We start from the raw sequence: 21,334 nt of genomic DNA on the forward strand, positions 1-21,334 counted from the left end.
GTTATTCGCCCAGATAGTGCTTCAAGGTAAGGCGCAGTTCCGGGCTCATCCGATCCAGGTTGTTGAACAACCACCGTAAATAACCTGGATCGTTTTCTGCCACTTCCGAGACCGCTTTACCGCGATATTTCCCAAAGGTAAAGGTGCGCAGCAGCGCCGGACGCCCGGTGACGTCGACCATTTGTTCCGGCGACCAGCCAGAAACATCCATAATATCAATCAATAATGCGGCGGTAATGTAGCAATCATACAGCGCACGGTGATGATGTAACCCCGGCGGCGTAGCGACGCTCAGTTTGCGGGATTTATACAGCGCCATGTTACTGTATTTAATACCGGGCCATAACCGACGCGCCATTTTCATGGTGCAAATCCACTCGCCGTTCATCTCTGGCAGAACGCGACGGTCGAAGCTGGCGTTGTGCGCGACATACCACGGGCTGCCCTGATAAAAGGGCAGCACCTCTTCAATCCACGGTTGATCGGCAACCATCTCTTCTGTAATGCGATGGATAGCCATCGCCTGTGCACTGATCGGGCGATCGGGGCGAACAAGGTGACTCATCGGGTTGGTGATTTTTCCATCTACAACATCGACAGAAGCTATCTCTACGACGCCCCCCTGGAGGTCACAGGTTTCGGTATCGATCACGCGTAACATGGCTTACTCCCGCCTAAAAGAAGCTAGCGTAATGGAATGATGTCGCCTTGCCAACCCTGAGCGCTTTTTCTGCCGGTCACCAGCAATTCTCCCTGATCTGCCCGGACGATCAGTTGCCCGGTCTCATCCCATAAAGCGCTGCCGCCGGAGAAGGTCTCACAGCTATAGTTCGATTTAAGCACCGCGATGGAATGTTTACGCGCAAACCACTGTAAACGTTGCGTATTCAGGCTTTGCTGTGATTCCGCGGTGCTGGTGAGGGTGGCCAACAGCGACGCCTGTGGCGAAAGATCGCAGCCATCGTTATTGAGATTCAACACGCTGATATAACGCGACTCCGGCGTCAGGCAAGTGCCGTTTCCCTGCGCGCAGGTATACGGTTTCGCTGTGTCGGGGGAGAATATGGCGACACCTTTGCAGCGCAGACCATTTTCCTCCACCGGTAAACCGGCGACAATCGTTATCTGATGCTGGTGAGCCGCATCTGAAAGTGGCTGTAATTGTTCATCGCCAGGAGGTGAGGGGAGCCCGGATTCGCCCGTCAGGCCAGTCAGGGATAATTCCGGAAAAATTAATACCTTACATTCCAGTTTCGCCGCGGCGTGGATAAAACGCAGATGGTGGACAATATTTTCGGCGAGGCTGCCGTTCTGCGGCGCGAACTGCGCCGCTGCAATAGACCATGCCAGCATAGTTGCTTCCTTCAACAAGAGGTCAGTGGGTCGTTACTTCAGAATTTCCTGAAGAAGTTTACACCGTTCGCCGTAAGGAAGTGTAACAGTCCGTAAGGATTATTTTTGTTTAGGCTCGTAAGGCAAGCGCGAAAGGGAAACGGAGGCCAGACGATGGGCGATTAAACGCTCGCGGAACCAGTCACGAAGGTGTTCCGGCTGTTCACGTTCCACCACTTCGGCGACCACTGGCATGTTATAGCGCTCCTTAAAGGCGACGCCTGCGGCAGCAAGATCGACATTAACTTTATCCATCTCATCTTGAGGTAGTTTAGCCAGATTCGTATGCATCAGATTCTCTCCTTTTCAGGGCGCAACGTTACTAAGAGTCTCACAGAATGGCAAGCTTAATGGCGGCACATCTCGACTCAGGAATTATACAAGGTTATTCTTTCAGCTACATCCATAACAAAAGGGAATGAACAATATGGGATCCCGCGTCCTTCGCGTACTCTGCGCTACGCTGGTTTTTACCGGCTTCCTCTCTGCCCCGGCTGCCTGGGCGCATGCCCACCTTAAACACCAGGAGCCTGCCGCGGAAAGTGAAGTGAGCTCCGCACCGCAATCTATCACGCTGCATTTCTCTGAAGGGGTCGAATCACGCTTCAGCGGCGTGACGCTCACCGGAGCGGATGATAAAAAAGTCGAAACGGGCAAAGCGGTGCGCAGTGAAACCGATAAAACGCAACTGACGGTTCCGATTAATCAACCGCTGGCATCCGGAGTCTATACCGTTAACTGGCACGTGGTGTCGGTGGATGGGCATAAAACCCAGGGTCAGTATCAGTTTCGCGTAAAATAGTATGCTGACGACGCTTTATGTTGGCTTACGCTTCGTACATTTTGCCGCGCTGATGGCGGTGCTCGGATGTGCGCTTTATGGCGGCTGGTGGGCACCACCGCCGCTGCGCCGTCTTTTCAGCCAGCGCTTTGCACCGCTGATTCATTTTTCGCTGTTGGCCTGTGCTGCTTCAGCACTGTTGATGCTGATGGTGCAGGGTGGGTTGATGGGCGATGGTTGGCGCGACGTCTGGCAGCCTGAAGTTTGGTTTGCCGTTGCGGCGACACAATTTGGCGGTGTCTGGCTATGGCAGATCATTCTGGCGGGGGTGGCATTAACCATTGGTTGGGTGAAACCGCGCCAGATGATGCGTTTGCTGCTACTCCTGACGGCGGCGCAGTTTATCCTGCTGGCAGGCACCGGACATTCGGCAATGCGCGAGGGTGCCATTGGCGCGTTTCAGCGTAGTAACCATGCGTTGCATCTGCTGTTTGCGGCAGCCTGGCTTGGCGGCTTACTGCCATTTCTTTATTGTTTGCGACTGGCAAAAGGACGCTGGCGGCAGGCAGCAATTTATACCATGATGCGTTTTTCCCGTTACGGGCATCTTGCCGTGGCGGGCGTTGTCCTGACGGGGATCGTAAACGCGTTATTAATTCAGAATGGCTGGCCGCTGGACACACCTTATAGCCGCATGCTGCTGTTAAAATGTGCGCTGGTCGCCATGATGGTGGTCATTGCGCTGGTGAACCGCTACGTTGTTGTGCCGCGAATGGTCATGGCTGAGCCCGCTACGCAACGCTTTTTCCTGCGAGCTACGCAGGTTGAACTTATTCTTGGGGCGCTGGTGCTGGCATGCGTCAGCCTGTTTGCCACCTGGGAACCTTTTTAAATAATGGCGAAGATATGAAAAAAATCGTTCTGTCTCTTTTATTGTTAACGACGGCGGGTTCTGCGCTGGCTGCCCCGCAAATTATCACCGTCAGCCGCTTTGAGGTGGGGAAAGATAAATGGGCGTTTAATCGGGAAGAGGTCATGCTGACGTGCCGCCCGGGTAATGCGCTGTATGTGATAAACCCAAGCACACTGGTTCAGTATCCGCTGAACGCAGAGGCGCAAGAGCAGGTTAAAGCCGGGAAGACCACCGCGCAGCCCCTTAGCATCATACAAATTGATGATCCTGCGCGTCCGGGAGAGAAAATGAGCCTGGCTCCGTTTATCGAACGCGCCGAAAAGCTATGCTAATTGTCTAAAACATCTAATTGATTCCAAATAAAAAACCGCTGCCATTCTGTGAATGTGCGAGCGGTTTTTTTATTATCTGCCGTTTTCTGACGCCGAAATTTTCTGGCCGCTTTCGTCGCGGACTGGAAAACCTGGCACGGTCATCTATTCTTATAGAGCAAGGCGACTTAGCCTGCATTAATGCCAACTTTTAGCGCACGGCTCTCTCCCAAGAGCCATTTCCCTGGACCGAATACAGGAATCGTATTCGGTCTCTTTTTATCTGGCAACGGGGCCATTCCTGTTGGTTATACCACAACAAAAAAGCATTAACAATTACCTTACAAATCTATCCGTCGCACGGTTCTTATCTTAGACCTATGACAACCTCAGGGGAGGGCTAAACTTCATACCGCTCAATGACGTTCTCTTTTTTCGTGTAGTAGGTGCAGTTATCCGGAATATCCTTGCTGATAAAAGACATTGCCCCGATGACGACATTGCTACCTATGGAGAGGTTGTCACCAATGATGCAGCTATTTGCGCCAAGAGCAACGTTATCGCCGATAATGATTTTGTATTCATCATCACGTTTACCCAGCGTTTTAATACCAATAGTGGTGTTTTGGCGTAATGTAAAACCTTTGCCAATCTCGCAATAAGACGTGACCACGATTCCGTTGTAGTGAGCAATGAAAAAACCGGGTTGGATCCTGGCGGCAAGTCCAATTTCTGTATGATAATTTCGGATCAGACGTCTGTTGAGATAAGCCGCAAGTTTCTTATTGTTTTTACCACCTGTAGAGTGCAAATAGGATGCAATACGCCACCAAAACAGGAAGCGGCGCTTAGGCTGACGCCATGCATGGCGAATAGCGCGAGGCCACGAGAATTTTTTATCTTTTCCGCCAATCACTTCTACCCGTAGGCACTCTTTTAAGAATGTGTAATGCACCAGAAAATCCTCAAACGTCAACTTGTGTGGCTCACCAACTCACCGCTCACATCGTGTACCACTACGTATGCAGGAAGGTGCAGGTGGTTCTACGAATCGGATTCTACGGGTTAACTATCGGAATTCAAAATTTTTTCTTACGAAACAAAAAATACAATGTCCAAACAATTTTGTTTTTTGACATAATGACTTTGTATTTTTTTCTTTCTTTAGACTTTAATGCTTTAATTTCTATTGGCGATAGCTCAAGGAATTTTTCGTCGAGGTAAGCTATTACTGGATTAAATTGTTTGGATTGTAATAATCCCCATAAGAATTTTATTTTGGCGGCAATTGCCATATTCTTCAATAGGGGCGCAATGACTTCTTTTTGTGAGTCATGGCATAACGTTATCATTGTGCTGTAGATAACGTCCATTGCCCGCGCATTGTGTTCATAGTCTTTTTTTGACCATGCGCTATTCATCACTGAATTTTCGCGATAGGTTTGATGGTATAAATACTCAGGAACAGCATGTAGATGCTGTTTTGCTAATATAGTGTAGGTAAAGAGGAGGTCTTCACCTAATGCAAGTTCAGTATTAAATCTTATATTCTCACGTATTAAAAATGATCTTCTGATTAAGACCCCACCAAGATGAAAAAGCACTTCTCGCTGAATCCTCTGGCGTAATAAATTTCCTTCCTGAAAGGTTGCGGGTTGCGGTTTAACGCTGTTACGTCCACCCTGATTACAGCCACAATAGACAACATCCGCAGAGGTTTCTTCTTGCTTGCATAATAATTTTTCCAAAAAATGGGGTTCAACGTAATCATCGCTATCGATGAATATACAAAACTCACCCTGAGCATTGTCGAGCCCAACGTTTCTTGCGGTTGAAACGCCGGCATTTTCCTGTGTAATGAGCCTAAGGTTAAGCGGGCTGCTACAAATATACCCTTCAACCACCGCGCCGGTGTTATCCGCAGAACCATCATTCACAACAATGACTTCGAAATTCTTGCAGGTTTGGGCAATCAATGAATCCAGTATGATATGTATAAACAGGCCAGAATTATAAGCGGGTATGATAATGGAGACGGTCGGTGTATTGGACATACTGGATCCATGTTGGTCAATTTTATGTTAATTTATTGTTTGATTGGTGTTGCTGGTGAAGCGTATTCCGTAAGGCCGTTTAACTTCGAAGTCAGTTCATTGGCACTGTGCCACAGCATTAGCCCAGAACGGTGTGGAGAGTAGTCCATTTATCGTCGAAGAAAACAGGCATTCTAGATTACACTTGGTCAAACATCTTCGTTTAAGATTCTACCAAAGAAGCATTTGGGTAACCAGAGCCTAATAAAATCAATTTCCTCGCTAATTATTAGTGTGGTGTGCTTTTTTATGATTAGTGATATTTATCAATATTACAACCCAAAAAAATTATTTTCCCTAATCTGTTTGGTCTCTTTTCTAAAATATTGTTAGTTGCCTAAGATTATGCTGAAAATAAAAAATATTTATTCAGTGAATACGTTCTTAGAATGTATCGATAGTGATTCGCTGCAAACGTTTTAGGAATTGCCTGATTAATCATCTGCGTGAGTGAGCAAATCTGCGCATCGCCCGTCTGGCGGGGCGCTCAGGCTTTAAGGTAATCGTGTGGTGGGTACAAATCGCGCTATCCTTTTTGCTAAAAAAAGTGCATTCTAGCCATGAGTTAAGTTACAGCCTTCCGGTAAGTTTTTTTCTTTTTTCAGGTCTCTTTTGTAAAGTCTTGTCCTGAAAGTGAATTAGCCGAACGTATTACTGTCAAACTCTTATACGTACCGCATAAAGAGTGATGAAAAGGATTCATTTTTTCCTTACGCGCTACTTTTTTTCATGCTTCAGGAAAAAATGATGTCAAAAGAATTTGATACCCGGTTATTGCACCCGCGTAATTGGTTAACGTGGTTCGGCTTAGGTGTGCTTTGGCTCATCGTCCAGCTTCCTTATCCTGTCTTACATACCCTCGGTTCAACGGTGGGTAAAATGTCACGTCGCTTTCTTAAGCGTCGCGAGCGCATTGCTGCACGTAATATTGAACTCTGCTTCCCTCAGATGGATGCGGCTTCACGTGAAGCGATGCTTGAACAAAACTTTATGTCGCTTGGGATGGGCCTGATTGAAACCGGTATGGCCTGGTTCTGGAGTGATGCCCGCGTCAAGAAATGGTTTGACGTTGAAGGCTACGATAACCTCACCAAAGCGTTACAGCAGCATCGTGGCGTTATGGTTGTCGGCGTACACTTTATGTCACTGGAACTCGGCGGCAGGGTGATGGGGTTATGTCGCCCAATGATGGCAACCTATCGCCGGCACAACGATCCGCTGATGGAGTGGGTACAGACCAAAGGTCGCCTGCGTTCCAATAAAGCGATGATCGATCGCCGCAATTTACGTGGTCTGGTGCAGGCATTGAAAGCAGGTGAAGCCGTATGGTTTGCCCCTGACCAGGATTACGGCCCAAAAGGCAGCGTTTTTGCGCCGTTCTTTTCGGTAAACGAAGCCGCAACCACTAACGGCACCTGGGTGCTTTCACGTCTGTCAGGCGCGGCAATGCTCAGCATCACCATGGTGCGTAAAGCGAATAAGAAAGGTTATGTGCTGCACATCAGTGACGTAATGTCTGATTATCCGGTGAATGATGAAATCGATGCGGCCAGCTATATGAATAAAATCATTGAGAATGAGATTTTGCGTGCGCCGGAACAGTATCTGTGGGTGCATCGTCGCTTTAAAACGCGTCCTCGCGGCGAAGCGTCACTCTATCATGCGGCGTCTCCGCACTGATCGCTACCCTCAAAAATCGCTATATTCGTGGGCGGGATACCAAAACCCGTCCACAAAATCCTCTATAGGAAAACAACCCCCACGACGCAGCCGCTGATCGTCCATCGCAGCAAGGCATTGTTTTTCCGAGTTATATACATCCACGACAATATCATCACAGCCACCGTCAAGGTAGCAGATGAACAAAACCAGTGCGAACATCCTGCCCTCAGTCTGATAATCAGGTTATGACACAACGGATCCGTTAAGAATTAAGTGTAGGGGATGAAGAGCAGCGGCGGGGAAGGTTATGCAAATAAATAACCCGCCTGTGGGCGGGTTCCTTTTGGGTTATGCGAAGCGCAGTACCCAGGCATCAGAACGTTGGTCGTAATGTTTACGGTAAAGGACAGAGTGTTCGCCGTTGAGTACGGCAGGGACGCTGGTATCTGCATCCCAGGCGTCCAGTTGCATACATAAGTCAGGGTCGGATTTACAGGGGATGCTTAACGTTCGTTCACCGTGCTGCTCGCCATGCAGCTCGGCATCATCTATCTCGAATGCGCCGATGCGTACGTTGGTTTTACTCATGATGCTCTCCGTTGGTCGCTAAGATTGTGGTACGACCAGTTCAGGTCGCCCATTTTTTAGCGTAGCCAACGACGAGAATATCGCCAGTCAAAAAGTGCGCTATTTTTGCGCGCTCATCAGGTGTTTTCGGCAAAAAGTTTACCATCGCGAACCAGTTCGCGCGGATAACTGTTTTTCAGCCGCGAACTGATACGTTTCGCCAGCCCGAGCGGGAAGCCCTGATACGTGACCACCACATCGTCGTGATTTGGCGTGATTTCCGGGTAGATATCACGTCCCCGATACCACTCCTGAGCCTCAGCCTGGGTCAGTTCATGCCCAAGTTTATCGGTTTCAGCCAGCGCGATCACCGCTTCGTGTTGCCAGCGATAACCTTTGTTATGCGTTTCGGCAAGTTTAAGCCCAATGCGCGAGAAACGGACTTTTCCGAGCAGCGGTTCGATCTCAGCCGGAAAGAGCCAAATCTCTTTATCGCGCTGCCACAGGGTAAGTGCATCATTCCAGAACAGTCCGACCTGAGCGGCAGCTTCCGTGACGACCGCGGATTCGCGGGTTTTCATCGGCGTGAACGGGAATTTACCCACTTTGTAGCCCGGTGCTGGCAGAGGCTCGACCGAGGCGATTTTACGCAGACGCGCGACGAAGAAGCCTTCACAATCGTAAATCTGCGGGAAGACGTGGAGGAAACCTTCGGGCGTGAGTGCCTCTTTAGCTGACGGGAACAGCGTTGCCAGCGATTCAACCTCCACGGCCTGCGGATACTGTTCCAGCAGCCAGGCCAGCACCGATTCGTTTTCGTCGCGGTTGAGGGTACAGGTTGAGTAGACCAGCGTGCCGCCGGGTTTCAGGGCGTGAAAAGCGCTGTCGATAAGCTCTCGCTGCGTGGCGGCAATCTCAAGATTACTTTGTACCGACCAGTTTTTCAGCGCGTCGGGATCTTTACGCACCACACCTTCACCAGAACACGGCGCATCGAGCAGAATGGCGTCAAAACTTTCCGGTACTGCCGCACCAAAGACTCGACCATCAAAATGCGTCAACGCCACGTTAGCGATACCGCAGCGGCTGATATTGGCGTGCAGCACTTTTACCCGGCTGGCGGAAAACTCATTGGCGAGAATGGCACCCTGGTTGCCCATGCGAGCGGCAATCTGCGTGGTTTTCGAGCCGGGCGCGGCGGCAACGTCCATCACCCGTTTTGGCACCGCTTCGCCAGCAAACAGCGCGGCGACGGGCAGCATCGAGCTGGCTTCCTGAATATAAAACAGACCGCTAAGGTGCTCGGCGGTGCTCCCTAAGGGCAGTGACTCTTCATCTTCGCGTTCAATCCAGAAACCTTCCTCACACCAGGGCACTGGCGTCAGTTGCCAGCCATAAGGGGCGATGAGCGTCAGGAAATCGGCAACGCTGATTTTCAATGTATTGACACGAATGCTGCGGCGCAGCGGGCGCTGACAGGCGGCAATAAAATCGTCAAAGGCGAGGTGAGCAGGCATGGCCTCACGCATCTGCGCGAGGAATTCATCGGGAAGAAAGACAGAGTTTTGAGCCACTGGGGAGTACCACACATAAACAGAGAGCGTGCAGTTTAGCATAAACGCCCCGGCGCAGTGACACCGGGGCGTTTACATTAACGTGGCAGGGCCGTGCCCCATTCACGCCACTCTTTCGGCTCTTCTTCCTGCAGGAGGAAGTGTTTGCCTGCCTGCGCTTTCGGCGCGAGCGGTGTGCCTGGCGGCGTGGCGAAGGCAATGCCGCCGCGAATGAACTGATTGAAGGTGCCGGTTTTCACCACACCGCCTGTCAGTCCGAAATCGAGGCTATAACCTGATGCCAGCCAGAAGACCGAGTTGTTGCGTACCAGATGCTGATAGCGCTTACTGATGCGTAACTCAACCATCACACGGTCGGAGAGCGATCCAAGTGTCAAACCCGTTACTGTTCCCACTTCGATACCACGGAACAGCACCGGTGTGCCAATCCCCAGCGAACCCGCTTCTGGCGCTTCCACAACCAGGTTCAATCCGTCAAGGTAACGAGAATCAGCAATCGTTGCTTCCTGCAATTCGAATTCGCGGCGTGGCGAACCCTGGCCCATTTCAACGTTGATGTAAGGTTGCAGGATAGTATCGAGGTGTTCTACACCGGCTGCGGAAATTTGCGGCGTCACCACCGAGAAACGGCTGCCGCGGCGAGCGAAGGTCTTCACATATTCCGGATAAAGCACCGCGCGCGCCTGAACTTCGTTGCGCCCGGCGTTCAGCTCCAGCGTTTGTACCTGTCCAATATCAATGCCCAGATAACGGATAGGCATGCCTGCCGCCAGTTTCCCAGCATCAAAGGCGTGCAGCGTAATTTGCCCACCCACCGCACGCGCGGCGGTTTCAGACGCAAACAGAATTCGTTTGTCACCTTTACGGGTATTTCCGCCCGCGCCGCTCAGGTTATCGAAGCTGATAGCGCCTTTCAGGGCGCGAGACAGCGGCGAGGCCTGTACGGTTAACCCGCTTCCGTTCAGTTGTACTTTTGCGCCGCCTTCAGCCCAGAACACGCTGTCAGGGGTCAGCAGGGAACGGTATTCTGGTTTGATGTGCAGCGAGATATCAAACGCGTTAGCGCGAGGGCTTACGGTAATGACTTCACCTACTTCAAATTTGCGATACAGCACCACGGAACCCGCCTGAATATCCGGCAAGGTTTCCGCCGTCAGGGTGAGGGTGGAGGTGGGCAGTTCACTCAGGCTATTTTCCTGCGCTTTTTCCAGGTTGGCGTAAAGCGGATAGTCGGCTTTCATCTCACCTTTTTCACCGGGCAGAATGCGGATCCCGCCGCTCAGCCACTCATTGGCGCTCGCGCCGAGGAATTCAACGCCGTCAAGGCCGACTTTGACATCCACGCGACTGTTCACCACAAACTTGCTGTCGCCATGGATCAGTTCACGATATTGCGGTTCGATAGCAACGGTGAATGTGACGCCTTTATTGGTTAGCTTACGCTCCATCACCTGGCCGACCTTTACACCGTGCAGAATTAACGGCTGCCCGGCATCGATGCCATAGCTTTCCGGCGCGGTCAGGGAGAGCGTCATGACATCTGGCTGCTGTAACAGTGTCTTACTGGCCGGGAGAACCGTAAAGCTATCGCGCGCCTCACCTTCGCCGGGTACCAGCTCGAAGGTGCTACCGGTGAGGAGCATGCTGAGGTTGGCGTTCTCAAGCGACAGTTTCGGCTCATGCAGCTCAATGCGGGTTTTCTCACGCAGCAGCGTAACCACGCTGGGATCAACGGTCATTTCACCCGTTACGGAGCTGTCGGTGTTGAGATTCAGTTTGGTCAGTTGCCCCACTTCCAGCCCCTGATAGAGCAGAGGAGTGGAACCCGCTTTCAGCCCCTGGCCGCTGGGAAGCTGCAATTTAACGATAACACCGCGCTGGCTATGAGCCAGATCTTCGTACAAGCCGTACTCGTCATTTTGCGCCGCCACCGCTGAGTTTTCCGGGGAGTCGAAGGCGATCGCCCCGTTAACCAACGCGGTTAAGCTTTCAAGCTGCACCTTCGCGCCGCTCAAATCCACGTCGGCTTTAATACCCGACACGTTCCAGAAGCGGCTCCCTTTTTTCACCAGGTTGGTGAAACGGCGCTCAATCAGTACATCAATGGTCACACCGCGTTTGTTGGCATTAATGGCGTAATCGTACACGCGTCCAACGGGAATTTTACGGTAATAGACCAGCGAGCCGCTGCTTAACGAGCCGAGATCTGGTGCGTGAAGGTGAATCATCAGCTCGCCGTTATTCAGGCGATATTTGGGCTGTGTATCCAGCGCGGTGAAGTGATCGCGTGCTTTGCCTTTTCCGGGCATCATGCCGATATAGTTACCGCCGACCAGCGCATCCAGCCCGGAAACCCCGGCCAGAGAGGCCTTCGGCGTCACCAGCCAGAATTGGGTATCGTCACGCAGCGCGTCTTCCATATCGCTTTTGATGCTGGCCTTCACTTCGATACGGTTCAGGTCGTCGGTCAGGCGAATGTCCTGCACCGTACCCACTTCCACGCCCTGATAGCGCACGGGTGTACGGCCAGGCACGATACCGTCCGCCGACATAAAGTCGATGGTGATGGTGGTGCCGCGATCTTCGTAACTGTTCCAGATAAGCCAGCCTGCAATCAGCAACGCGATGATTGGCAGCAACCAGAAAGGTGAAATGCGACGTTTAACTTTAATTTTCGCTTCAGTCGGTGAAGCGGGCGTTTCCTGACTCATGAGCGTCCCAAAGTAAGCGGCTGTCCAGCCAATTAACAGCAAGAATAGTCAAAATAACCGCGGCACCGAAATAAAATGCAGCGGGGCCCATCGTAAAGGCGAGAAGCTGATCGCGATTAATCAGCGACATGGTTAACGAGATCACAAACAGATCCAGCATCGACCAGCGACCAATCCATGTTACGAATCGCAGCAACAGAATGCGTGTGCGTAAACCCTGTTCACATTTGGTATGAATGCTGATGAGCAGCGTAAACAACACGATGACTTTGGTAAACGGGACCAGGATACTGGCGAAGAATACCACGGCGGCAACGGCGACGTTACTGTCCGCCAGAGAAAGTATCCCTGACATGATGGTATCTTCCTGTCGCCCGCCATTAACGTAAATAATCGAAATCGGTAAAAAGTTTGCCGGGAGCAGAAAAATGATTGAGGCAATCAGCGCCGCCCAACATTTTTGCAGACTCTGCCTACGCCGCCTGTAGAGGGGAACATGGCAACGATGGCACCGCCCGCGTGAGTCAGGAAAGCCGGTGTGATGGCAATCCAGGCATACCATCAGCCCTTCATTAGGGCGGGTCACCGGACGTTGTGGATAAAAGCGCTCCCAGAGTTCTTCGATATTCAGATGAATCATCGTCAGAATACTGAGTACCACCAGTGAGATAAACGCCAGCAGGCCCAGACCGGGTTGCAGAAATGCGTAATCCTGCACCTTAATGGACGCGACGGCGATCCCGACCAGATAAATATCCAGCATGACCCACTCTTTAAGCTTCTCCAGCATCAGCAGCACCGGGCGCAGGTTCATCCCCAGAATATTACCAAACCAGAGATAGGCGATGGCGATGACCAGCACCGCTGGCGCGGCGACGCTACAGAACAATACCATCGCGGCGGTAATGGGATCGCCCTGAGTGGTCATTTGCTGGATACCGTGCAGTACGTTCGCGTCAATACGTACGCCAAGCAGATGCAGGCGTAGCAGGGGCTCGCTCCAGGCGAACGGCATCAGTAACATCATGGCGATTGCCATGGCGCCAAGACGCGTTAGCGACCAGTCGCGACCGTCGCGAACTTTGGCATTGCAGCGCGGGCAATAGGCGCATTGGTGCGATTTAACCGACGGTAACTGAAAAAGCGTATCGCACTGCGGGCAACGTTGGTATTGTGCCTGCGGAATAGGATCGCCTATCGCATGAATGCGAATTTTCTGTGTCGGTGTAATACGTGATGTTTTTAGTGGCATTTATTACATCGTAGAATGAATGTATAACTCTATCTTAACTCATGAATGGATTGAACTTGAGCCCTGACGCATTTAATGCTTATTTTATAGGGGTATGCGTCGTCGATAGTATCAGTAATTGAAGTAGACAATAGTGGTTTAATAATGAACAAAACAGAACTTTACGCGGATCTTAACCGCGATTTTCAGGCATTGATGGCAGGTGAGAACAGTTTTTTAGCTGTAATCTCTAACACCAGCGCGTTGCTTTTTGAACGTCTGGCGGATGTAAACTGGGCAGGTTTTTATTTGCTGGAAGGTGATACGCTGGTTTTAGGGCCGTTCCAGGGCAAACTGGCGTGCGTGCGCATTCCGGTTGGTCGAGGGGTGTGCGGTACGGCGGTGGCGAAGAATGAAGTGCAGCGCGTGGAAGATGTGCACGCGTTTGACGGTCACATCGCGTGTGATAGCGCCAGTAACTCCGAAATCGTACTGCCGCTGGTCGTTAACGGACAAGTGATTGGCGTACTGGATATCGATAGCCCGGTCTATTCGCGCTTTAGCGAAGAAGACGAGCAGGGGCTGCGAGAACTGGTCGGTCATCTTGAAAATGTGCTTTCTGGCACCGATTATCAAAAATTCTTTGCCCGCGTCGAAGGATAATCAACGGATAACGTAGCATTTAACGATGGCGTCATTATAATGACGCCTGTTCATGCCTGCGGCTTGTTGGCTACGTCCGTTGTAATCAGGAAATTTCATGGAAAATCAACCTAAGTTGAATAGCAGTAAAGAAGTTATCGCATTTCTGGCCGAACGTTTTCCGCGCTGTTTCAGTGCCGAAGGTGAAGCTCGTCCTCTGAAAGTCGGTATTTTTCAGGATCTTGTCGAGCGTGTTGATGGTGAGATGAACCTCAGCAAAACCCAATTACGTTCCGCTTTACGTCTTTATACTTCAAGCTGGCGCTACCTTTACGGTATCAAAGCTGGTGCGGTACGTGTCGACCTCGACGGTAACCCTTGTGGTGAACTTGATGAGCAGCACGTTGCCCACGCTCGTCAGCAGCTTGAAGAAGCCAAAGCCCGTGTTCAGGCTCAACGTGCTGAACAGCAGGCGAAAAAACGCGAAGCCGCCGCTGCTGCCGGTGAAGGTGACGCACCGCGTCGCGAGCGTAAGCCGCGTCCTCCGGTTCGCCGCAAAGAAAACGCTGAGCGTAAACCGCGCGATGCTAAACCTGCTGCAAAAGCCGTACGCGAAGAAAAGCTTACTCCTGTTTCCGACATTTCTGCGCTGACCGTTGGTCAATCCCTGAAAGTCAAAGCGGGCAATAACGCAATGGACGCCACGATTCTGGAAATCACCAAAGACGGTGTCCGCGTGCAGCTAACTTCTGGTATGTCAATGATAGTACGCGCAGAACACCTGGTGTTCTGAAACGGAGGCCGGGCCAGGCATGAACAAACTTTTTAGGCTCTCCGCCCTCGCTGGCCTGTTTTTAATAACAGGCCACGCCTTAGCGGTGGAAGATATTACCCGTGTTGATCAAATTCCGATTCTGAAGGAAGAGACTCAGCACGCAACGGTGAGCGAGCGCGTAACATCGCGCTTTACCCGTTCTCATTATCGTCAGTTCGATCTCGACCAGTCCTTTTCCGCCAAGATTTTTGACCGCTATCTGAACCTGCTCGATTACAGTCACAACGTCCTGCTGGCCAGCGACGTTGCGCAGTTTGCTTCGAAGAAAGGGCAGATTGGCGATGAGCTACGATCGGGCAAGCTCGACGTGTTTTACGATCTCTACAACCTGGCGCAAAAGCGACGTTTCGAACGTTATCAGTACGCGTTGAAAGTGCTTGAACGCCCGATGGACTTCACCGGCAACGACACCTTCAATCTTGACCGCGCAAAAGCGCCATGGCCAAAAGATGAAGCCGAGCTGAACGCCCTGTGGGATGGCAAAGTTAAGTTCGACGAACTAAGCCTGAAGCTGACCGGTAAAGATGAAAAAGAGATCCGCGAAACCCTGACGCGTCGCTATAAATTCGCGATTCGTCGTCTGGCGCAGACCAATAGCGAAGATGTATTCTCGCTGGCGATGACCGCATTCGCGCGGGAAATCGATCCGCATACCAACTACCTTTCTCCTCGCAACACCGAACAGTTCAATACCGAAATGAGCCTGTCTCTGGAAGGTATCGGCGCAGTGCTGCAAATGGATGATGACTACACGGTTATCAACTCCATGGTGGCCGGTGGCCCCGCGGCGAAGAGTAAAGCGATCACGGTTGGCGATAAAATCGTTGGCGTGGGCCAGGCCGGAAAAGGGATGGTCGATGTGATCGGCTGGCGTCTGGATGATGTCGTGGCGCTGATTAAAGGGCCGAAGGGCAGTAAAGTTCGCCTGGAAATCCTGCCGGCGGGTAAAGGGGCGAAAACCAAAATCGTTACCCTGACGCGCGAACGTATTCGTCTGGAAGATCGCGCCGTGAAAATGTCGGTGAAAACCGTCGGCAAAGAGAAAGTGGGTGTGCTCGATATACCTGGTTTCTATGTTGGCCTGACGGAAGAGGTTAAGGTACAGCTGCAGAAACTGGAAAAACAGAATGTCAGCAGCGTTATCATCGATCTGCGTACTAACGGCGGCGGGGCATTAACCGAAGCGGTATCGCTCTCTGGCTTGTTCATTCCGTCCGGCCCGGTCGTGCAGGTGCGCGACAATAACGGCAAAGTGCGTGAAGATAGCGACAATGACGGCGTGGTGTACTACAAAGGCCCGCTGGTAGTGCTGGTTGACCGTTTCAGCGCCTCGGCATCTGAAATTTTTGCGGCCGCCATGCAAGATTACGGACGTGCACTGATCGTCGGTGAACCGACCTTCGGGAAAGGCACCGTTCAGCAGTACCGTTCTTTGAATCGCATTTACGATCAAATGCTGCGCCCGGAATGGCCAGCGCTGGGTTCCGTTCAATACACCATTCAGAAGTTCTACCGCATTAACGGCGGCAGTACGCAACGTAAAGGTGTAACACCTGATATCCTGATGCCGACCGGTTCAGAAGAGACGGAAACGGGTGAGAAGTTTGAAGACAACGCATTACCGTGGGACAGCATCGACGCTGCGACCTATGTGAAGTCTGATGATTTAACGCCGTTTGGCCCGGAACTGCTGAAATTGCATAATGCGCGTATCGCGAAAGATCCTGAATTCCAGTACATCATAAAGGATATCGCGCGCTTTAACGCAATGAAGGACAAGCGCAACATCGTCTCTTTAAATTACGCTCAGCGTGAAAAAGAGAACCAGGAAGATGATGCCACACGTTTGGCCCGCGTTAACGATCGCTACAAACGTGAGGGTAAACCGTTGCTGAAGAAAATCGACGATTTGCCGAAGGATTATCAGGAGCCCGATCCGTATCTGGATGAAACCGTGAATATTGCGGTTGACCTGGCGCATCTTGAAAAAGAGAGGCCATCCGCAACTCCTGCGGCCAGCAAGTAATTCTCCCTTATTAAAACAGGCACAAGCAATTGTGCCTGTTTTTTTACATCTCTAAACTGCGCGTAAGCAAGTGTGAGAAAAAATGTAAAGTTGTGTCTTTCTCGTGACTTACCCGCCGTGGATAGTTGAAAATTGTATTAATACCCATACGATGTGGGTAATCGCTTAGTGCGTTTTGTTAAAACGAGGTTAAAAGTAAATTATGATGCGAATCGCGCTCTTCCTGTTGACCAACCTTGCTGTGATGGTTGTGTTTGGGCTGGTGCTAAGCCTGACAGGAATTCAGTCGAGCAGCATGACGGGCCTTCTGATTATGGCTCTGCTATTTGGTTTTGGTGGTTCTCTCGTTTCGCTGATGATGTCGAAATGGATGGCCCTGAAATCTGTGGGTGGGGAAGTTATCGAGCAGCCGCGTAACGAAACAGAGCGCTGGCTGATGGACACCGTGGCGCAACAATCGCGCCAGGCTGGCATTGCTATGCCGCAGGTCGCTATCTACCATGCGCCGGACATCAACGCTTTCGCCACCGGCGCGCGCCGTGATGCGTCGCTGGTCGCGGTCAGTACGGGCCTGTTGCAAAACATGAGCCGTGACGAAGCTGAAGCGGTTATCGCCCACGAGATTAGCCACGTGGCTAACGGTGATATGGTGACGATGACCCTGATTCAGGGCGTGGTAAACACCTTTGTTATCTTCATCTCACGTATTATTGCGCAGATTGCTGCCGGTTTCCTGAGCGGTAACCGTGATGAAGGCGAAGAGGGCGGCAATGGTAACCCACTTATCTATTTTGCTGTCTCCATGGTTCTTGAACTGGTTTTCGGTATTCTGGCCAGCATTATCACCATGTGGTTCTCACGTCACCGTGAATTCCATGCGGATGCCGGTTCAGCACGTCTGGTAGGGCGTGAAAAAATGATTGCTGCCCTGCAACGTTTGAAGACCAGCTACGAACCACAGGAAGCCAGCACTATGATGGCCTTCTGCATCAACGGTAAGTCGAAAACGCTGAGTGAGCTGTTTATGACTCACCCGCCGCTGGACAAGCGTATCGAAGCGCTGCGTACCGGTGAATACCTGAAATAGTAAAAAGCGCCTCAATTGAGGCGCTTTTTTTAGCCCTGTACGCGCGGTTGCGTCACCCTCAAGCCGCTAAACAGGGCCGCAACCACCGCCAGACTTCCCGCCAGCAGCAACGACACATGTGTTCCGCTATCGCCAAACGCATTAAACATCAACGCTACCAGCGCCGCGCCGGTGCTTTGCCCCAGCAGGCGAGCCGTACCCAGCATCCCGCTGGCACCACCGCTCCGCTGTCGAGGTGCGGCGGAAATAATGGTGTGGTTATTGGGCGACTGAAACAGACCGAACCCTGCACCGCACAGGATCATGCGCCAGATGATATCCAGATCGGAAGGCGAAGAGGGCAGCAGGGCGAGCGCAAATAACCCACAGGCCATCACCGCCATGCCGAACGCGCCCAGAAATCCGGCGTGGACTCGCTCAATCAGATAACCGGCCAGAGGGGCCATCACCATGGTTGCCAGTGGCCAGGGCGTCAGCAGTAATCCTGTTTCCACTTCGCTGCGCCCCATCATGGTTTGCAGGAAGAAAGGGAGCGACACCAGTGCCAGCATCTGTGCGCAGAAAGAGCAGATTGACGTGCAAATAGAGAGCGAGAACAATGGGATGCGCAATAAATCGACCGGTAATAGCGGCACCGGTAGACGCAACTGACGACGGATGAAAAAGAATCCGACGATCAGTAACAGCACCACTTCCGCCGCCACCTGCGTGGTCGATTGCCCCTGCGCAAATCCACCCAGTGCGGTGATCAGCAGACCAAACGTCAGGGCATTCATGATTGCGCTGGGCAGATCGAAGCGTGTTGCCTGGCTGCGTAAGCCGTTTGCGGGCAGATAACGCACCGCCAGCAACCACGAGATAACGCCGAGCGGCACGTTCACGAGGAATAGCCACTGCCATGACGCCACAGAGAGAATCGCCGCGGCGATGGTCGGCCCGGCTGCTGAGGAGACAGCAACCACAAACGAGTTGATCCCCATGCCGCGTCCTAACTGCCGCTGCGGATAGATAAGCCGTATGAGCGCGGTGTTCACGCTCATCAACGCCGCGCCGCCAAGACCCTGTGCCACGCGCGCGAGCGTGAGCATCTCCAGTGAATTCGACATCGCACATAGCCCCGAAGCGAGGGTGAAGACGATGAGACCGATTTTGTAGATCCGGTGATAGCCAATCATGTCGCCCAGGAAAGCCAGCGACAGTAGCGAGATGACTATCGCAATTTGATAGGCGTTGACTATCCAGATAGATGCCGCCGGAGACGCATGCAAATCGCTGGCGATGGTGGGCAGAGCCACGTTAGCAATAGCCCCATCGAGCACCGCCATCGTAATACCGAGCACAATGGTTAAGATGGCGCCATACCGTTGAGGTACGGGTAAGCCATCCGAAATTTTTTTATCCATGGGAAAAATGCGGTTTTTGAGAAATTATTTGTCAGAAAACTATTTTAGCATTGATTATTCGGCTGTATGTCGCAGATTTGTAACCAGGTTGCAGAAGATTCATTGCGACGAGCGCTTTGCGAAATTATAATAAAAACCGGTTCTATTTTTTATAAAACAGTTGCGATGAGGTGATAAATGGCAGTTGCAGATTTGGATAAACAGCCAGATTCTGTCTCTTCAGTATTGAAGGTTTTTGGCATCCTGCAGGCGCTTGGTGAAGAGCGCGAAATCGGAATTACCGAACTGTCGCAGCGTGTCATGATGTCGAAAAGCACTGTTTATCGCTTTTTGCAGACCATGAAATCATTGGGATACGTTGCCCAGGAAGGGGAATCTGAAAAGTATTCGTTAACGCTGAAGCTATTTGAACTTGGCGCCCGCGCTTTACAGAACGTCGATTTAATTCGTAGTGCAGATATTCAGATGCGTGAACTGTCACGTCTGACGAAAGAGACGATTCACCTTGGTGCGCTGGACGAAGACAGTATCGTCTATATCCATAAAATTGACTCGATGTATAACTTGCGCATGTACTCCCGCGTTGGCCGTCGTAACCCGCTGTATAGCACCGCCATTGGTAAAGTGTTGCTGGCCTGGCGCGACCGCGATGAAGTGCGTGAAATTCTGCAGGGTGTGGAATACAAACACAGCACCGATCGTACCATCACCAGCACCGAGGAACTGATGCCGGTGCTGGATCTGGTTCGCCAGCAGGGTTACGGGGAAGATAATGAAGAGCAGGAAGAGGGCCTGCGCTGCATCGGCGTTCCGGTTTTCGACCGTTTTGGCGTGGTTATTGCGGGGTTAAGTATTTCGTTCCCGACGCTGCGTTTCTCCGAAGAGCGCCTGCACGAGTATGTTGCGATGCTGCATACGGCGGCGCGTAAAATTTCAGAGCAGTTAGGCTATAACGATTACCCGTTCTGATAAGACACCTAATCAAAAACGCCGCGGTATCGCGGCGTTTTTTTATCCATTATCAATGACCGTTTCACTTTTTCGCAGGACCGGGCAATCGGTCAGGCCAATAATCCCACTATTGGAATGAACGTATTGTGCTGTGCTGGTGCCTCGCGCGGTCAGATATTTACATTGAAGACCTAAACCGCCAGCGTTCTCAGTACTGCCGATTAACACACCATAACCGCTGAGCAATATGCCAATCCAGACAATGGCCAGTATAATAATTGTTCTGATCGCAAATCTCATGACATCCTCACGTCTTTTCTATCCTTGATGATAGAGTAGCTTTTCAATATTGCGAGACAACTCCATGATTCCTAAAAGCAGAATTTATCTGTACAGTTAGCCGCGGTTTAAGATGTCCGTGTTAATTTGATCATCTGTTAATGCTATAAGTCGTGGAGTGTGGAGTGAAAAAATTTCGGTGGGTGTTACTGATTGTCGTACTGGCGGCCTGTTTGCTGCTCTGGACTCAGACGCTCAACGTGTTGTGCGACCAGGATGTACAGTTCTTTAACGGAATCTGTAGCATCAATAAATTCATTCCCTGGTAAAACATTTTTGCCATCAACGATTTCCTTCCTTAATGCGAGTGGTAGAATAGTCCGTTCCTATTGAGGTGGTGAAATGAGTGATCTAGTAAGTTCTGGGGCATTAAATCTGGCGTCTGTCGTGATATCTGTTCTGCTGTTGATTGTAGGGCTGGTACTTTGGTTCTTTGTTAACCGTGCAAGTTCGCGCACCAGTGAGCAAATAGAACTGCTTGAAGCATTGTTGGATCAGCAAAAGCGTCAGAATGCGCTGCTGCGTCGACTCTGTGAAGCTAATGAACCTGAAAAACCGGCAGTCACTGAGAAAGCCGTTGAAGCAAAAAACGAAGATGAAGATGATTTCATTCGTCTGGTGGCGGAACGATAATCTCTTTTCCTCTTCACTCCGGCTGTCTGACCAGGCTGCCGGAGTCCGTAGGTTGCACCGAAGCGGTGCATCCGCTGTCATTGACGGTGTTACCTCTCCTTACCTTCCCCTTTCCTGATGCATCACTGACCTGACTCGTTGTTGCCTCACATTCCTGGGTTCGTATCTCATTGTATTTATAAT

At 51.3% G+C, this 21,334-nt stretch carries 23 protein-coding genes; 11 read left to right on the forward strand and 12 right to left on the reverse strand.

Going from position 1 to position 21,334, the window contains the following annotated elements:
• Position 1 precedes the first annotated feature (1 nt).
• The 3 genes from exoX to ACOXYR_RS07950 all read right to left on the reverse strand — a co-directional run bounded on the left by exoX (position 2) and on the right by ACOXYR_RS07950 (position 1,683).
• The gene (gene exoX, locus ACOXYR_RS07940; RefSeq protein WP_108475310.1) at positions 2-661 is read right to left on the reverse strand and encodes an exodeoxyribonuclease X; all 660 of its coding nucleotides are present in this window, start codon (positions 659-661) and stop codon (positions 2-4) included.
• A 23-nt stretch (positions 662-684) separates the two neighbouring features.
• A complete protein-coding gene (locus tag ACOXYR_RS07945) occupies positions 685-1,353 on the reverse strand; it encodes a carbon-nitrogen hydrolase family protein (protein WP_108475311.1) in 669 nt (222 codons plus the stop codon).
• Positions 1,354-1,452: 99 nt separating this feature from the next.
• The gene (locus ACOXYR_RS07950; RefSeq protein WP_015964045.1) at positions 1,453-1,683 is read right to left on the reverse strand and encodes a DNA polymerase III subunit theta; all 231 of its coding nucleotides are present in this window, start codon (positions 1,681-1,683) and stop codon (positions 1,453-1,455) included.
• A gap of 136 nt (positions 1,684-1,819) precedes the next feature.
• Between ACOXYR_RS07950 and yobA the strand changes: the two genes are divergently transcribed.
• Genes yobA through ACOXYR_RS07965 form a run of 3 tightly spaced genes read left to right on the forward strand, consistent with a single transcriptional unit; the run spans position 1,820 to position 3,418 of the window.
• Positions 1,820-2,194 carry a CopC domain-containing protein YobA gene (yobA, locus tag ACOXYR_RS07955; RefSeq protein ID WP_113857096.1) on the forward strand — a complete coding sequence of 125 codons (375 nt, stop codon included), beginning with the start codon at positions 1,820-1,822 and terminating at the stop codon, positions 2,192-2,194.
• 1 nt (position 2,195) lies between these two features.
• Positions 2,196-3,065, forward strand: a complete 870-nt coding sequence (gene copD / locus ACOXYR_RS07960) for a copper homeostasis membrane protein CopD (protein WP_113857095.1) — start codon at positions 2,196-2,198, stop codon at positions 3,063-3,065.
• 14 nt (positions 3,066-3,079) lie between these two features.
• Positions 3,080-3,418: a YebY family protein gene (locus ACOXYR_RS07965; protein WP_108475314.1), complete on the forward strand. Its 339-nt coding sequence runs from the start codon at positions 3,080-3,082 to the stop codon at positions 3,416-3,418.
• A gap of 379 nt (positions 3,419-3,797) precedes the next feature.
• Here ACOXYR_RS07965 and ACOXYR_RS07970 read toward each other — a convergent pair whose 3' ends face one another.
• Together ACOXYR_RS07970 and ACOXYR_RS07975 are read right to left on the reverse strand one after the other, a co-directional pair.
• Complete coding sequence (locus ACOXYR_RS07970; protein WP_407731200.1) at positions 3,798-4,352, reverse strand: serine acetyltransferase; 555 nt, start codon at positions 4,350-4,352, stop codon at positions 3,798-3,800.
• Positions 4,353-4,476: 124 nt separating this feature from the next.
• Positions 4,477-5,451, reverse strand: coding sequence for a glycosyltransferase family 2 protein (locus ACOXYR_RS07975; RefSeq protein ID WP_350436998.1), 975 nt, complete (start codon positions 5,449-5,451; stop codon positions 4,477-4,479).
• 786 nt (positions 5,452-6,237) lie between these two features.
• On the opposite strand from ACOXYR_RS07975, the gene lpxP reads away from it, so the two are divergent.
• Positions 6,238-7,170 carry a kdo(2)-lipid IV(A) palmitoleoyltransferase gene (gene lpxP, locus ACOXYR_RS07980; protein ID WP_108475315.1) on the forward strand — a complete coding sequence of 311 codons (933 nt, stop codon included), beginning with the start codon at positions 6,238-6,240 and terminating at the stop codon, positions 7,168-7,170.
• Positions 7,171-7,179: 9 nt separating this feature from the next.
• Here lpxP and ACOXYR_RS07985 read toward each other — a convergent pair whose 3' ends face one another.
• From ACOXYR_RS07985 to yebS, 5 genes are all read right to left on the reverse strand, one after another.
• Complete coding sequence (locus tag ACOXYR_RS07985) at positions 7,180-7,371, reverse strand: YdfD/YebW family protein (RefSeq protein ID WP_108475316.1); 192 nt, start codon at positions 7,369-7,371, stop codon at positions 7,180-7,182.
• A 129-nt stretch (positions 7,372-7,500) separates the two neighbouring features.
• Positions 7,501-7,740, reverse strand: a complete 240-nt coding sequence (locus ACOXYR_RS07990) for a YebV family protein (protein WP_015964053.1) — start codon at positions 7,738-7,740, stop codon at positions 7,501-7,503.
• A gap of 116 nt (positions 7,741-7,856) precedes the next feature.
• Complete coding sequence (rsmF, locus tag ACOXYR_RS07995; protein ID WP_421355337.1) at positions 7,857-9,293, reverse strand: 16S rRNA (cytosine(1407)-C(5))-methyltransferase RsmF; 1,437 nt, start codon at positions 9,291-9,293, stop codon at positions 7,857-7,859.
• A gap of 77 nt (positions 9,294-9,370) precedes the next feature.
• Positions 9,371-12,004, reverse strand: coding sequence for a PqiB family protein (locus tag ACOXYR_RS08000; RefSeq protein ID WP_421355336.1), 2,634 nt, complete (start codon positions 12,002-12,004; stop codon positions 9,371-9,373).
• Positions 11,973-13,256: a membrane integrity lipid transport subunit YebS gene (gene yebS, locus ACOXYR_RS08005; protein ID WP_415729361.1), complete on the reverse strand. Its 1,284-nt coding sequence runs from the start codon at positions 13,254-13,256 to the stop codon at positions 11,973-11,975. Before yebS ends, ACOXYR_RS08000 begins: the two co-directional genes overlap by 32 nt.
• 144 nt (positions 13,257-13,400) lie before the next feature.
• Between yebS and ACOXYR_RS08010 the strand changes: the two genes are divergently transcribed.
• The 4 genes from ACOXYR_RS08010 (at position 13,401) to htpX (ending at position 17,825) form a co-directional block, all read left to right on the forward strand.
• Complete coding sequence (locus tag ACOXYR_RS08010) at positions 13,401-13,898, forward strand: GAF domain-containing protein (RefSeq protein WP_113857092.1); 498 nt, start codon at positions 13,401-13,403, stop codon at positions 13,896-13,898.
• 97 nt (positions 13,899-13,995) lie between these two features.
• Positions 13,996-14,670 carry an RNA chaperone ProQ gene (proQ, locus tag ACOXYR_RS08015; RefSeq protein ID WP_108475320.1) on the forward strand — a complete coding sequence of 225 codons (675 nt, stop codon included), beginning with the start codon at positions 13,996-13,998 and terminating at the stop codon, positions 14,668-14,670.
• Positions 14,671-14,689: 19 nt separating this feature from the next.
• Complete coding sequence (gene prc, locus ACOXYR_RS08020) at positions 14,690-16,738, forward strand: carboxy terminal-processing peptidase (RefSeq protein ID WP_421355335.1); 2,049 nt, start codon at positions 14,690-14,692, stop codon at positions 16,736-16,738.
• Between the two features lie 202 nt (positions 16,739-16,940).
• Positions 16,941-17,825, forward strand: a complete 885-nt coding sequence (gene htpX, locus ACOXYR_RS08025; protein WP_108475322.1) for a protease HtpX — start codon at positions 16,941-16,943, stop codon at positions 17,823-17,825.
• 29 nt (positions 17,826-17,854) lie between these two features.
• Here the strand turns inward: htpX and ACOXYR_RS08030 are convergent, their stop codons facing one another.
• The gene (locus ACOXYR_RS08030; RefSeq protein WP_421355334.1) at positions 17,855-19,228 is read right to left on the reverse strand and encodes an MFS transporter; all 1,374 of its coding nucleotides are present in this window, start codon (positions 19,226-19,228) and stop codon (positions 17,855-17,857) included.
• A gap of 177 nt (positions 19,229-19,405) precedes the next feature.
• Between ACOXYR_RS08030 and kdgR the strand changes: the two genes are divergently transcribed.
• The gene (gene kdgR, locus ACOXYR_RS08035; RefSeq protein WP_108475324.1) at positions 19,406-20,197 is read left to right on the forward strand and encodes a DNA-binding transcriptional regulator KdgR; all 792 of its coding nucleotides are present in this window, start codon (positions 19,406-19,408) and stop codon (positions 20,195-20,197) included.
• Positions 20,198-20,239: 42 nt separating this feature from the next.
• On the opposite strand, the gene ACOXYR_RS08040 is transcribed toward kdgR, so the two are convergent.
• Positions 20,240-20,479, reverse strand: coding sequence for a YobH family protein (locus ACOXYR_RS08040; RefSeq protein ID WP_108475325.1), 240 nt, complete (start codon positions 20,477-20,479; stop codon positions 20,240-20,242).
• A 164-nt stretch (positions 20,480-20,643) separates the two neighbouring features.
• On the opposite strand from ACOXYR_RS08040, the gene mgrB reads away from it, so the two are divergent.
• Positions 20,644-20,787, forward strand: a complete 144-nt coding sequence (gene mgrB / locus ACOXYR_RS08045; RefSeq protein ID WP_015964064.1) for a PhoP/PhoQ regulatory lipoprotein MgrB — start codon at positions 20,644-20,646, stop codon at positions 20,785-20,787.
• Between the two features lie 73 nt (positions 20,788-20,860).
• A complete protein-coding gene (locus ACOXYR_RS08050; RefSeq protein WP_421355333.1) occupies positions 20,861-21,151 on the forward strand; it encodes a YebO family protein in 291 nt (96 codons plus the stop codon).
• Positions 21,152-21,334: the final 183 nt, after the last annotated feature.

This window comes from Pseudocitrobacter faecalis (assembly GCF_965231525.1).
Lineage (GTDB): Bacteria > Pseudomonadota > Gammaproteobacteria > Enterobacterales > Enterobacteriaceae > Pseudocitrobacter > Pseudocitrobacter faecalis.

Bases quoted from the DNA above. Each gene is read 5' to 3' on its own strand.
- exoX (WP_108475310.1), bottom strand. From the start codon at position 661: ATGTTACGCGTGATCGATACCGAAACCTGTGACCTCCAGGGGGGCGTC.
- ACOXYR_RS07945 (WP_108475311.1), bottom strand. From the start codon at position 1,353: ATGCTGGCATGGTCTATTGCAGCGGCGCAGTTCGCGCCGCAGAACGGC.
- ACOXYR_RS07950 (WP_015964045.1), bottom strand. From the start codon at position 1,683: ATGCATACGAATCTGGCTAAACTACCTCAAGATGAGATGGATAAAGTT.
- yobA (WP_113857096.1), top strand. From the start codon at position 1,820: ATGGGATCCCGCGTCCTTCGCGTACTCTGCGCTACGCTGGTTTTTACC.
- copD (WP_113857095.1), top strand. From the start codon at position 2,196: ATGCTGACGACGCTTTATGTTGGCTTACGCTTCGTACATTTTGCCGCG.
- ACOXYR_RS07965 (WP_108475314.1), top strand. From the start codon at position 3,080: ATGAAAAAAATCGTTCTGTCTCTTTTATTGTTAACGACGGCGGGTTCT.
- ACOXYR_RS07975 (WP_350436998.1), bottom strand. From the start codon at position 5,451: ATGTCCAATACACCGACCGTCTCCATTATCATACCCGCTTATAATTCT.
- lpxP (WP_108475315.1), top strand. From the start codon at position 6,238: ATGTCAAAAGAATTTGATACCCGGTTATTGCACCCGCGTAATTGGTTA.
- ACOXYR_RS07985 (WP_108475316.1), bottom strand. From the start codon at position 7,371: ATGTTCGCACTGGTTTTGTTCATCTGCTACCTTGACGGTGGCTGTGAT.
- ACOXYR_RS07990 (WP_015964053.1), bottom strand. From the start codon at position 7,740: ATGAGTAAAACCAACGTACGCATCGGCGCATTCGAGATAGATGATGCC.
- ACOXYR_RS08000 (WP_421355336.1), bottom strand. From the start codon at position 12,004: ATGAGTCAGGAAACGCCCGCTTCACCGACTGAAGCGAAAATTAAAGTT.
- yebS (WP_415729361.1), bottom strand. From the start codon at position 13,256: ATGCCACTAAAAACATCACGTATTACACCGACACAGAAAATTCGCATT.
- ACOXYR_RS08010 (WP_113857092.1), top strand. From the start codon at position 13,401: ATGAACAAAACAGAACTTTACGCGGATCTTAACCGCGATTTTCAGGCA.
- proQ (WP_108475320.1), top strand. From the start codon at position 13,996: ATGGAAAATCAACCTAAGTTGAATAGCAGTAAAGAAGTTATCGCATTT.
- prc (WP_421355335.1), top strand. From the start codon at position 14,690: ATGAACAAACTTTTTAGGCTCTCCGCCCTCGCTGGCCTGTTTTTAATA.
- htpX (WP_108475322.1), top strand. From the start codon at position 16,941: ATGATGCGAATCGCGCTCTTCCTGTTGACCAACCTTGCTGTGATGGTT.
- ACOXYR_RS08030 (WP_421355334.1), bottom strand. From the start codon at position 19,228: ATGGATAAAAAAATTTCGGATGGCTTACCCGTACCTCAACGGTATGGC.
- kdgR (WP_108475324.1), top strand. From the start codon at position 19,406: ATGGCAGTTGCAGATTTGGATAAACAGCCAGATTCTGTCTCTTCAGTA.
- ACOXYR_RS08040 (WP_108475325.1), bottom strand. From the start codon at position 20,479: ATGAGATTTGCGATCAGAACAATTATTATACTGGCCATTGTCTGGATT.
- ACOXYR_RS08050 (WP_421355333.1), top strand. From the start codon at position 20,861: ATGAGTGATCTAGTAAGTTCTGGGGCATTAAATCTGGCGTCTGTCGTG.